We start from the raw sequence: 11,970 nt of genomic DNA on the forward strand, positions 1-11,970 counted from the left end.
TACCGTAATAGTCATACTTTCAATTTGGTTGAGGAGATTTCTTGTGGATAGAACAGCTGCGGGTCGCGCAGACATCGACGCGACTGGACACGAGCAGACTCAGGTAGTGATCGTCGGTTCGGGATTCGGAGCCCTCGCCGCGGCCAAGACCCTCGCGAAGTCCAAGACGCCGTTCGTCCTCATCTCCGCCACCACCGAGCACCTCTTCCAGCCGCTGCTCTACCAGGTGGCAACGGGTGTTCTGTCGGCCGGCGAGGTTGCTCCGCCCATCCGCACGATCCTGCAGAAGTACCCCAACGCCGACGTGCGCCTCGGCCGCGTCGTCGAGGTCAACGCCGAAGAGAACACGGTCGTCTACGAAGCCTCGGGCACCCGCCATACGCTCGGATACCGCTCGCTCATCGCAGCCACCGGTGCCACGCAGGCGTACTTCGGTCATGACGAGTTCGAGAAGGTCACCTACAAGCTCAAGACCGTCGAGGACGCCGAGGTACTGCGCAAGCAGATCCTGCGCTGCTTCGAAGAAGCTCACACCACCAATGACGCGCTGGTTCGCCGCAACCTGCTCAGCTTCGTTGTCGTGGGTGCAGGCGCGACCGGAGTCGAGCTCGCCGGACAGATCAAGGAACTGGCGCGTCGCTACTTTGCGAAGGCCATCAACAACATCAGTGCTGACGAGGTCACGGTCACCATGGTCGAAGGCGCTGGTGTTGCGCTTCCGGCCTTCGGCGGCAAGCTCAGTGAGTACACGCAGACCTCGCTCGAGAAGTCGGGTGTCGAGGTAGTCCTCAACACCATGGTCACCGCCATCGACGAGCACGGTGTCACCGTCTCTTCGGCAAAGACCAAGGAAGAGAAGCGCATCGACGCCGAGACCGTCATCTGGTCGGCCGGTGTACGCGCCAACGACTTCGCCGCGGTGCTCGGAGAGGCAACCGGTTGTGAGAGTGACCGCGCAGGTCGTTTGCTCATCAATCCTGACTTGACCGTCGGCGGATTTGCCAACGTCTTTGCCATCGGCGACATGACTTCGCTGAACGGTTTGCCGGGTCAGTCGCCCGTTGCAATGCAGGGTGGCCGTCACGCCGCGAAGACTGTGAACGGAAAGGTCAAGGCCGGAACGCCTTTCAAGTACTTCGACAAGGGCAGCATGTCGATCATCAGCCGATTCAGCGCTGTGTGTCGCGTCCGCAAGGTCGAGTTCAAGGGCACGATCGCCTGGTTCATGTGGTTGGCCGTGCACGTGATGTACCTGGTGGGCTTCCGCAACCGGTATGTCGCTGTGATGTCGTGGTTCGGATCGTTCATCGGTCACCGTCGTCCGCACTTCCATTACGCGCAGGAGCCGATGAAGATCGAGGCCGTGCCGCCGGTGACCGAACGCGAACCGGAATTGGCGCACTCCGCGTAGCTCTGCACCGCTCGAACACGTTTCGCCTGATGTCAGTCACACGGCTTTGTAAGTCACACGGCTTTGTGAGTCACACTGTGTGAATGGCATCAGGCGACCGTTCGTTGATCGGCCGGGCATTTATCGTGCTCGGTGCTTTCGATGCGACGTCTCCTCGGTTGACTCAATCGGAGATCAGTCGCCGCACCGATCTACCTCTGCCCACCGTCCATCGACTGTGTGGGCAGCTGGTGGCTGCCGGCGCCCTCGAGCGTCGGAGCGACGGTAAATACCAGGTCGGAGTCCGGTTGTGGGAGATCGGCGCTCTTGCTCCCGGCGCTCACGGCCTACGGCAGGTGGCGTTGCCGTTCCTCGAAGACCTGTACGAGGTCACCCGAGAGAACGTGCAGTTGGTTGTCCGTGAGGGCACCGAGGCTCTGTACCTCGAGCGTTTGTCCTCGCGTAGCGCTGTCACCGTGATCGGTCGCGCCGGCGGTAGGTTGCCGTTGCACGCGTCCAGCGGTGGATTGATTCTCCTGGCGCACGGCGGAACCGAGCTTCTCGACGACGTCCTGCGAGCCGGCCTCGAGGCGTTCACACCCAAAACCATTACCTCCGAGCGGATCTTGAGAGCAACTCTGGATGAGATCAGACGTACCGGATTCGTGGTGTGTCGTGAGTATCTGAACGTCGGAACCCTTGCCGTCGCCGCTCCGGTCCGCGAAGCCGGCGGCAATGTTGTCGCAGCGGTGTCGACAGTTGTTCCGGTGGAGCAGGATCCGGCTCCTTTACTACCGGTCTTGGCCGCGGCCGCCCGCGGAATATCACGCGGGCTTGGTGGCGGCGGGCTTCGATAGCTCATTTTCGGTCTTTCACTGAGTGAAATTACAGCTGTTCAGGGGAGCGGTCGTGGTTGAGGGTGGTCTCAATCGCCACTCATCTCAGGAGTTCTCTCTATGTCTTCGTTGCGCACCCAGGTCGGAATCGTTGGTGGTGGCCCCGCCGGGTTGATGCTCTCGCATTTGTTGCATCTGAAGGGAATCGATTCGATCGTCCTGGAATGCCGCACTCGTGAAGAGGTGGAAGGCACCATTCGTGCGGGTGTGCTCGAACAGAACACCGTTGATCTCATGGTCGAGACCGGACTCGGTGACCGACTGAAGCGAGAAGGTCTCGAACATCACGGAATCGAGTTGCGATTCGGTGGGCGAGGGCACCGCATCGCATTCGACGAACTGACCGACGGGCGCGCAGTCACGGTGTACCCGCAGCACGAGGTGCTCAAGGACCTGATTGCGCGACGCCTCGCCGACGGCGGGGACATTCGATTCGGAGTGACCGACGCGCGAGTGCACGATCACGAATCAGGTCGCCCGAGTATTACTTTCGTCGACTCGGACGGAAGCGACCAGAAGCTCGAGTGCGTCCTGGTGGCCGGTTGCGACGGGTCACGCACCGAAACGCGAAAGCTGATTCCCGAACCGGCGGTCCGCACGGATCATTTCCGGCAGTATCCCTTCGCGTGGTTCGGCATCCTGGCCGAGGCGCCGCCGTCATCGGAAGAATTGATCTACGCCAACCATGAGCGTGGGTTTGCGCTGATCAGCACACGGACGCCCGAGGTGCAGCGTCATTATCTTCAGGTCGATCCGGACGACTCCGTGGACAACTGGTCCGACGATCGAATCTGGGACGAGCTGCACATGCGGGTTGACGGTGAGGGTGCAGAGATCAAGGACGGCAAGATCTTTCAGAAGTCGATCCTTCAGTTCCGCAGTTTCGTGTGTGAGCCGATGCAGCACGGCAACCTGTTTCTTGCCGGGGACGCGGCGCACACTGTGCCGCCGACCGGCGCGAAGGGAATGAATCTCGCGATCGCGGACGTCTACGCCTTGGCAAAGGCAATGGACAGTTTCTTCACCTCGTCCGACCGAAAGATGTTGGACGGGTACACCGAAACGGTGCTGCCGCGTGTGTGGCGGACGCAGCACTTTTCGTGGTGGATGTCATCGATGCTTCATCGCTTGCCAGACGACAGCGGTTTCGGCCATCGTCGTCAGTTGGCTGAGTTGGACATGGTCACGCGCTCGGTGGCCGGACGAACGTTGATCGCCGAGAACTACGTCGGAACGCCCTTGACCTAGAGGGCTGTTCGCAGGTTGAACATTGTGCGGTCAGGGGAGTGGGGTGCCTTGATGGTGTACCAATTGCCATCCGCTCGGTGTTCGACGCCACAAGGATGTGCGCCGCGCGTGACGCATCCCACGAACTGAATCCCACTGCGTGAGCACGTATCCGTCGTCGATGATTCGACCGGTCATATTGTGAACTTCGATGGCGTCGCCGTCGATGGGTTCGTTCCGCAGCGAATCAACTGTCGACGGGAGGTCCCAGACGCTACCCGACGCGCCTATCTCGATGAAGTCTTCGGCAAGCAAGGCGAGCACACGTGCGCTGTTGCGCCTGCATTCGATGCTTTGCAATTCCCGCTCCAGGGCGAGGACTTCCCCGACGTCGGTTCGTGGGGCATAGATGCTCCTCTGCGTACACATTACGGCGGGCACGGTGTTGATCATGATCATCCCAGAGGTGGGTGCCGCGCTTCCAGCATCCGTTCTCGGAGACTGTCGTAGATGGGAGCCGCCCCGGCCAAGGTAGCGACGAATACCGCTGCGGCCGTGGCCGCGAGCATCGGGACCAGCGTCGACGTCACCGCTGTCATTTCGACCACGATCACGATGCCAGTGAACGGTGCGCGTACTACGGCACCGAAAAACGCAGCCATGCCTACGGTGGCCATGGTGATCGTGAGTTCGGCGCCTACTCCTGGCACGAAGCTGGATAGTCCGGTGAAGATCGACCCCCAGAGTGCGCCGAGTGCGAGTAGGGGCGCAAAAAGTCCGCCGGGAGTGCCGGCGGCGTACGACAGCGGGCCCGTGAAGAACCGAACCACCAAGTAAAGCAGCAGAATCGGCAGAACGAAGGTCCTGCCACCGACGACCATCTGTGCAAGAACGTCACCGCCCCCACTTGCCAGTGGGTCGAGGAAGAGCGTCAGGCCGATGACGGCGCCGATCGTTGCGCCGATGACTGTCGGTGGGATCCTGTCGAGTCGCGCAACGATGTCGAGTAGTCCCAGAATCAAGCGGTTGTACGCGATACCCAGTAGCCCCGTGAGGATTCCGAAGACGACAAACAGTGGCAACAGTGCGAGTTGAGGTGTCGGCACGGTGTCGACCTCGAAATCTGGTTGATCGCCGATGACAAGTCGTGCACAGCCCACCGCGATCGAAACACCGAAAAGCGTTGGCAGAACAGTGCGTAGCCGGAACGAGTGCGTCACCTCCTCGCAGACGAACAGTGCGCCGGCGATCGGCGCGTTGAACGCAACGGCGAGTCCTGCTCCGGCCGTGGACGTTTGCAGCATGGCGACGTCCGGTTCGGAAAGGTGGGCCCGTCGTCCCGTTTCCGCTCCGATTGCCGCGCCCATGTGGACGGTGGGGCCTTCGCGGCCGAGGACCAGACCCGAGCCGATCGCCAAGAGGCCGCCGATGAATCTGGCGGGCACGAGATTGATTCCCGGCGGCTTCGCTTCACCGCGGGACACTGCCTCAACGTGCTGGATACCGCTTCCCTGTGCGAGGGGTACTCGTCTGACGATCAGAACAGCAAGGACGGTGCACAGCGCAACCAGGACGACCGGCACGAGCCACCCGACGTACGGAACGTGATGCGCCCAATTCACGATCGTCTGACGAAGTTCATCGGCCCTGATCAGACACCATCGGAACGCGCCGCCGACAAATCCGACCACGACGCCGGCGGCCGTAGCGAGTAGACACAGCAAACCCAGTCCGCGGTTGGAGCCACGCGGTTCGGAGTCGACATCCTCGGTCATCGTGATCAGCCCTACCTGATGGTCACAACTCTCGACAGGTGAATTGAGCCTTCCTCACCTTGGACGGTAACCCATCCCGATTCCGGAAAGTGCTTGTACCGCCGAGTCATAATTCGGTGAGCAGGCTGATTCCGAGAATTGTCATCATCACGGCGATCAGAGCGTCGAGAACCCGCCAGGCGCTGGGTTTTGCAAAAAGTGGTGTCAGCAGACGCGCGCCGTAACCGAGGGCGCTGAACCAGACTGCACTTGCGGTGACGGCGCCGACTGCAAACCACCACCGTCCGATCTCGCCGCGACCGTTGGCAATTGAACCCATCAGCACAACGGTGTCGAGATAGACATGCGGATTCAGCCAGGTGAGTGCCAATGCCATCGTGACGGCGGTAAGCCTCGACCCGTTGCCATGTTGATCCGGTGCCAACGTCTGCGGTCGAAGTGCTCGTTTGGCGGCGAAGAGTGCATAGCTGAGCAGGAAAAGGGCACCGGCGATGCGAACGGCAGTGATCAGTGACGGTGCGTGTTCGAGGAGGGCACCGATTCCGCTGATGCCTGCAAGGATCAGAACTGCGTCTGAGACGGCGCAGACTGCGACGATCGGGAGTACGTGCGAGCGCGTCAGGCCTTGGCGAAGAACGAATGCATTCTGCGCGCCGATTGCGACGATCAGAGAGAGTCCGACTCCGAAACCGACGAGGGCCGACGCTGGGTCGGTGGTGCTGAGCATGGTGTCGAGCCTGCCCCGCAGATTGTAATCAGTCCAGCTAATGATTCTTAAGACGCATCAGAGTAGCTTCAGATTATGTTGGACTTTGAGCAACTGAGGGCATTGCACGCTGCGGTCGACGAGGGAACCTTTGACGCGGCGGCGCGGAAGTTGCACATCACGCCGTCGGCGGTCAGCCAACGGATCAAAGCTCTCGAGACCTCGGTAGGCCGGATCCTGGTGCAGCGCACCAAGCCCATCAGGGTTACCGATTCCGGACGGGAAGTTCTGCGTCTTGCCCGTCAGATAGATGCCCTTTCGCGCGATACCGTGCGAGAACTCGGCCTTGAAAACGGTTCGGGAACATTCGCCCGGGTCTCTGTCGCGGTCAACGCCGATTCGCTGTCCACCTGGGTTCTGGGTGCTCTCGCGGAGTTTACGCACGAGGTCAGTTTCGACTTCCATCTCGACGATCAAGACCACACCACCGAACTGTTGCGCGACGGTTCGGTCATGGCCGCTGTCACGTCGGTCGCGTCGCCGATTCAAGGGTGTTCTTCCAGTCGGCTCGGCGTAATGCGGTATCGGCCGATGGCGAGCGCGGAGTTCTGTCGTCGTTGGTTTGCGGATGGTGTTACGGCAGAATCTCTTTCCGCCGCACCGCTGGTGGTGTTCAATCGGAAGGATCTCCTGCAGGATCGGTATCTCGATCGAAAAGTCGGCCATCCCGTCGATCCGCCCCGCCATCTTGTTCCTTCGTCGGCAGATTTTGCGGACGCGGTCAGACGCGGATACGGCTGGGGGTTGATACCGGACCTGCAGCGTGGCGACGACGAGCGCTCCGGGGCGCTGATCGGATTCGATCCGGACTTCGTGGACGACGTTCCGCTGTATTGGCAGCAGTGGAAAATGTCGTCGCCCGTCTTACGCCGGATCTCCGAGGTGGTGACGCGACGGGCTCACGAGGTGTTGCATCAACCCTTGATCTGACGTGTGCTGCACATGCGGCATTGTGCTCCGGGAACAAAGAACCTGGACAAGTTGATCTCCTGGGACCGTTTCTTCGACCACGGGACACCGATAGTGTTTTGAGTCACACACGAATGAAAGGTGCTGACTCTCGTGGCGGACATCGGATATCTGGCTTGGGATCTTGCAGAGAAGTACGGGAAGAAGCCGTGCCTGCGGGACGACCACGTCGAACTCACGTATGAGGAGTTCGCAGATCGCACGGAAGCCGTTGCTGCGCAACTGGCCGGACTCGGAATCGGACTCGGTGACGTGGTCGCGATCATGCTGCCCAATCGCGTCGAGTTGCTGATCGCGATCATGGCCGCTTGGCGCGTCGGTGCTGCGGCTACACCCATCAACCCGATGTTCACTGCGAACGAAGCGGATTACCAGATCGCGGACTCCGGTGCCGAGTTGGTCATCACCGCCACTGCCGACGCGCCCTCGGGTGGCCGTGCGGTGCTAGTTGTCGACGATCTTGCGACAGTGCCGCCGACGGATCCCCGGCCCGGAATCGATGTTGCAGCAGACGATCTGGCGTTGCTCATCTACACCAGCGGTTCCACCGGACGACCCAAGGGAGTGATGCTCTCGCATGCCAACCTGCAGTTCATGGCTTCGTCGATGGGCAAGAACATCGGTGTCACCGGCGCAGATCACTGCCTGCTGATCTTGCCACTGTTCCATGTCAACGCGATCTGCGTCAGCGTTTTGACGCCCTTGCTCGTCGGCGGACAGGTGAGTGTCACCGGGAAGTTCTCGGTGTCGAGATTCTTCGACGACGTTGCGCGGCTTCGTCCCACGTATTTCTCGGCGGTGCCTGCAATCTACGCGATGCTGACCTCACAGCCGGAAGACTCCTCGATCGACACGTCGTCCTTGAGGTTCGCCGTGTGCGGTGCGGCGCCGATCAGCAAGGAACTCCTCGAACGCGCTGAGCAGCGTTTCGGTTTCGTGATCGTGGAAGGTTACGGACTCACCGAGGGGAGCTGTGCGTCGGCCTGCAATCCCGTCGAGGGGGTGCGCAAACTCGGCACGGTCGGACCGGCGCTGCCCGGCCAGCAGATTGCGATTCTCGCCGAGGGCGGAACCTTTGCGCCCGTCGGTACCGCCGGAGAGGTAGTCATCAAGGGCGACAACGTGATGCGCGGGTACCTGGGCAAGCCGGAAGAGACCGCGAAGACCGTCAAGGACGGTTGGTTGCACACCGGTGACGTCGGGGTCCTCGACGAGGACGGCTACCTGACGCTGGTGGACCGCATCAAGGACATGATCATCCGCGGGGGCGAGAACATCTACCCCAAGGAGATCGAAAACTCTCTCGCCACACATCCTTCCGTGCTCGAAGCCGCCGTTATCGGGGCTCCACACCAGGTCTACGGAGAGGTGCCAGTTGCCTATGTCGTCGCTTACCCCGATGCACCCGTCACCGAAGGCGAACTGCTCGAACATGTCACGGCCTTGCTCACCCGAGTGAAGGTGCCAGTGGCGATCTACGTCGTCGATACGCTTCCCCGAAACCCGGTGGGCAAGATCGACAAACCTGGAATGAGACGAGCATTGAGCGCAACTCCCGCTCACTAGTCCCTTCCCAGTAGTACCAGCACAACTCGACGACGTACGTCGAGTCGATCCGTCATGCCCACATTCCGTATTTCAGGAGCACATCATGGGATTCAAAGAAGGAAACTTCCCTCCCGTCGATCCGGCAACGTTCATGGACAAGCCGTTTCTCGAGCGTCTGCGTGACATGTCCACGCACTGGGTGGATTACGGCTTCGGTACGCCGAAGATGGTCCACACCGTCTACATCATGAAATTGTTGTTCCTCTACCTGGCAGCTGGAACAGCCGTTGCCACTTTGACTTCCGGCCTCTCGTGGTTCGACATCGGATCGTGGTGGAACCAGCCGATCGTTTACCAGAAACTCATCATCTGGACGATGATGCTCGAGATGCTGGGCCTGGCAGGATCCTGGGGCCCGCTCGCCGGCCACTTCAAGCCGATGACCGGTGGAGTTCTGTACTGGATCCGCCCCGGCACCATTCGCCTGCCACCGTGGCCGGGCAAGGTGCCGCTCACCTCGGGTGACACCCGCTCCATGTTCGACGTTGTCATCTACGTTGCCGCAGTTACGAATCTTCTTGTTGCGGCGGTGCTTCCGGGTGTGCACACTGCCGGAATCGATTCGGCCTTCGCTGACAGTGCCGGGCTGGTACGCCCAACGGTCTTGTACTCCTTCCTGGTACTCATGGTTATTCTCGGGTTGCGTGACAAGGTGCCCTTCATCGCGGCACGTAGCGAGCAGTACCTGCCGGCAATCTTCTTCTTCACGTTCCTGCCCTTCGTCGACATGATCCTGGCGCTCAAACTGCTGATCGTCATGGTGTGGATCGGTGCCGGTGTCTCGAAGTTCGGTCGCCACTTTTCGCTGGTGGTCCCCCCGATGCTCAGCAACACGCCGTGGATCCCGTCGAAGAAGATCAAGCGTGCGCACTACCGGAACTTCCCGGAGGATCTGCGGCCTTCGCACCTGGGCGGCGGCGTCGCTCACGTGGCCGGAACGATGGTCGAAATCGTCACCCCGTTGATCCTGCTGTTCTCGACGAACAAGACCCTCACGATCCTTGCCGTGATCCTCATGGTCGGATTCCACCTGTTCATCGCGTCGACCTTCCCGCTTGCCGTCCCACTCGAATGGAATCTTCTGTTCGCTTACGCCTCGGTCTTTCTGTTCCTGGGATTCCCGGCGTGGGACGGATACGGACTCGGCGCCATGTCCTCACCGTGGATTACTGCGGGAATTGTTGCAGCCCTTGCCTTCTTCCCGATTCTCGGAAACCTTCGACCCGATCTGGTGTCGTTCCTGCCGTCGATGCGTCAGTACGCCGGCAACTGGGCATCGGCGACGTGGGCATTCGCGCCGGGCGCCGAAGCCAAGATCGACCAGTTCATCAAGCGTCCGTCGCCAGATACCCGCAATCAGTTGATGACGATGTACCCCGAGGACGTGTCCGACGTCGTTCTGCATCAGCTGTTGGGCTGGCGTTCCATGCACAGCCAGGGGCGTGCGCTGTTCTCTCTGATGATCAGGCACCTCGGCGACGACATCAACACGTACTCGCTGCGGGAAGCCGAGTTCATGTGCAACTCCATCGTCGCCTTCAACTTCGGTGACGGCCACTTGCACGACGCGAAACTGATCGCCGCGATTCAGCGTCGCTGCAACTTCGCGCCCGGTGAGTTCCTGGTGACCTGGATCGAATCGCAGCCCATCCACAAGGGAACGCAGGAGTACCAGGTGATCGATGCGGCTCTCGGCGTCATCGAACGGGGTACGTTCAAGGTCGCCGACGCCGTTGCCGAACAACCGTGGTTGCCGAACGGGCCCATTCCGTTCGACGTTCAGTGGACACTGGACGTACGGGCCGACCGCGCGGCAACAGATCCGCAGGTTGTCTCCGAACCGAAGATGCGTACGAGGGTCAGCGGTAGCGAGCAAGAGGTGAGTAAGTGACAAAGGCCGTAGTCGTCGGCAGCGGGCCCAATGGGCTCGCTGCCGCGGTACACCTTGCACGTAGCGGTGTGGACGTGCAGGTCCTCGAGGCCGCCGACCAGATCGGCGGAGGCACCCGCTCCGGTCCGATCGACGTACCCGGATTGATTCACGACCACTGCTCGGCGTTTCACCCGATGGGCATCGGATCGCCGTACCTGTCGAAACTGGACCTCGAGCGATACGGGCTGATCTGGAGATGGGCAGACGTGGACTGTGCGCATCCGCTCGACAACGGCGACGCGGGTGTTCTGTACCGCTCGCTGGAGCAGACCGCGGCGGGGTTGGGTGCGGACGGGCAGCGATGGCAACGGATGTTCGGTGACTTGTCGACGGGATTCGACGCTCTGGCGTCCGATCTGATGCGCCCGATCGTCAACGTTCCGCGCCATCCGCTGCGGCTAGCGGCTTTCGGCCCGCGAGCACTGCTTCCGGCAACCGTGACCGCGAAACTGTGGAAGACGGAGAAGGGCAGAGCATTGTTCGGCGGGGTCGCCGCGCACGCGTTCTATCCACTCACCCGTCCGGCGACGTCGGCGGTGGGGTTGATGATCACGGCTGCTGGTCACCGCTACGGGTGGCCGGTCGCCGAGGGAGGTTCGCGTTCGATCACCGACGCGATGGCAGCGATGCTCCTCGATCACGGTGGCAAGGTCGACACCGGCGTTCGGATACGCACTGCCTCCGAGATTCCTGACGCCGATGTTGTTCTGCTGGACGTCAATCCGGGTGGTGCGCTCGAAATCCTGGGCGATCGTCTTCCCACCCGAGTGGCGAAGGCCTATCGAAAGTTCAAGCAGGCTCCCGGGGCCTTCAAGGTTGATTTTGCCATCGAAGGCCACGTGCCGTGGACCAATCCGGATTGCGCTCGGGCCGGAACAGTCCATCTGGCAGGTGGTTTCGAGGAAATCGTGGCAGCTGAGCGTGACACGAATTCAGGCCGTATGCCGGACCGGCCGTTTGTGCTTCTCGGTCAGCAATACCTGGCTGACCCCACCCGCTCTGCCGGGAACATTCATCCGTTGTACGCGTATGCCCATGTGCCTCACGGCTACGCCGGCGATGCTACGGAGGCGATAACTCGTCAGATCGAGAGGTTCGCTCCGGGGTTCCGGGATCAGATCGTCGCGACATCGAGTCGTAGTACCTCTGATCTGGCGCAGGATAATCCGAATCAGGTGGGCGGCGACATCATCGGAGGTGCCAACACCGAGCTGCAAGTTGTCTTGCGTCCGCGTATCGCAGTCGATCCGTACAGCACAGGGATCGCGGGCACCTACCTGTGCTCGGCCTCGACCCCGCCGGGCGCCGGAGCGCACGGAATGTGTGGGTACAACGCGGCCGAATCGGCACTGAAGTACCTGCGGCGGAAGGGCGCGGAAGTTCTGTGAGTAGCCCATCGCACAAGG

General features: G+C 61.1%; 10 protein-coding genes. 7 read left to right on the plus strand and 3 right to left on the minus strand.

Annotation, left to right across the window (positions count from 1 at the left end; all coding sequences use genetic code 11):
* The first annotated feature begins 43 nt into the window (after positions 1-43).
* The 3 genes from ACWF6P_RS04925 (at position 44) to ACWF6P_RS04935 (ending at position 3,534) form a co-directional block, all read left to right on the plus strand.
* Entirely contained in the window at positions 44-1,411 is a 1,368-nt protein-coding gene (locus tag ACWF6P_RS04925; protein ID WP_452620207.1) for an NAD(P)/FAD-dependent oxidoreductase, read from the plus strand.
* Between the two features lie 83 nt (positions 1,412-1,494).
* Entirely contained in the window at positions 1,495-2,247 is a 753-nt protein-coding gene (locus tag ACWF6P_RS04930) for an IclR family transcriptional regulator (protein WP_452620208.1), read from the plus strand.
* A 99-nt stretch (positions 2,248-2,346) separates the two neighbouring features.
* A complete protein-coding gene (locus ACWF6P_RS04935) occupies positions 2,347-3,534 on the plus strand; it encodes a 4-hydroxybenzoate 3-monooxygenase (protein WP_452620209.1) in 1,188 nt (395 codons plus the stop codon).
* Between the two features lie 30 nt (positions 3,535-3,564).
* Here ACWF6P_RS04935 and ACWF6P_RS04940 read toward each other — a convergent pair whose 3' ends face one another.
* From ACWF6P_RS04940 to ACWF6P_RS04950, 3 genes are all read right to left on the minus strand, one after another.
* Positions 3,565-3,966: a nuclear transport factor 2 family protein gene (locus ACWF6P_RS04940; RefSeq protein ID WP_452620210.1), complete on the minus strand. Its 402-nt coding sequence runs from the start codon at positions 3,964-3,966 to the stop codon at positions 3,565-3,567.
* Positions 3,967-3,968: 2 nt separating this feature from the next.
* A complete protein-coding gene (locus ACWF6P_RS04945) occupies positions 3,969-5,288 on the minus strand; it encodes a ClC family H(+)/Cl(-) exchange transporter (RefSeq protein ID WP_452620211.1) in 1,320 nt (439 codons plus the stop codon).
* Between the two features lie 106 nt (positions 5,289-5,394).
* Positions 5,395-6,015, minus strand: a complete 621-nt coding sequence (locus tag ACWF6P_RS04950; protein ID WP_452620212.1) for a LysE/ArgO family amino acid transporter — start codon at positions 6,013-6,015, stop codon at positions 5,395-5,397.
* A gap of 75 nt (positions 6,016-6,090) precedes the next feature.
* Here ACWF6P_RS04950 and ACWF6P_RS04955 point away from each other — a divergent pair, with 75 nt between their 5' ends.
* The 4 genes from ACWF6P_RS04955 (at position 6,091) to ACWF6P_RS04970 (ending at position 11,952) form a co-directional block, all read left to right on the plus strand.
* Positions 6,091-6,984: a LysR family transcriptional regulator ArgP gene (locus ACWF6P_RS04955; RefSeq protein ID WP_452620213.1), complete on the plus strand. Its 894-nt coding sequence runs from the start codon at positions 6,091-6,093 to the stop codon at positions 6,982-6,984.
* A 132-nt stretch (positions 6,985-7,116) separates the two neighbouring features.
* Complete coding sequence (locus ACWF6P_RS04960) at positions 7,117-8,589, plus strand: class I adenylate-forming enzyme family protein (RefSeq protein ID WP_452620214.1); 1,473 nt, start codon at positions 7,117-7,119, stop codon at positions 8,587-8,589.
* 85 nt (positions 8,590-8,674) lie between these two features.
* Complete coding sequence (locus ACWF6P_RS04965) at positions 8,675-10,522, plus strand: DUF3556 domain-containing protein (RefSeq protein WP_452620215.1); 1,848 nt, start codon at positions 8,675-8,677, stop codon at positions 10,520-10,522.
* Entirely contained in the window at positions 10,519-11,952 is a 1,434-nt protein-coding gene (locus ACWF6P_RS04970) for a phytoene desaturase family protein (protein ID WP_452620216.1), read from the plus strand. The genes ACWF6P_RS04965 and ACWF6P_RS04970 overlap by 4 nt, the downstream gene beginning before the upstream one ends.
* Positions 11,953-11,970: the final 18 nt, after the last annotated feature.

This window comes from Rhodococcus sp. NPDC055024 (assembly GCF_053608585.1).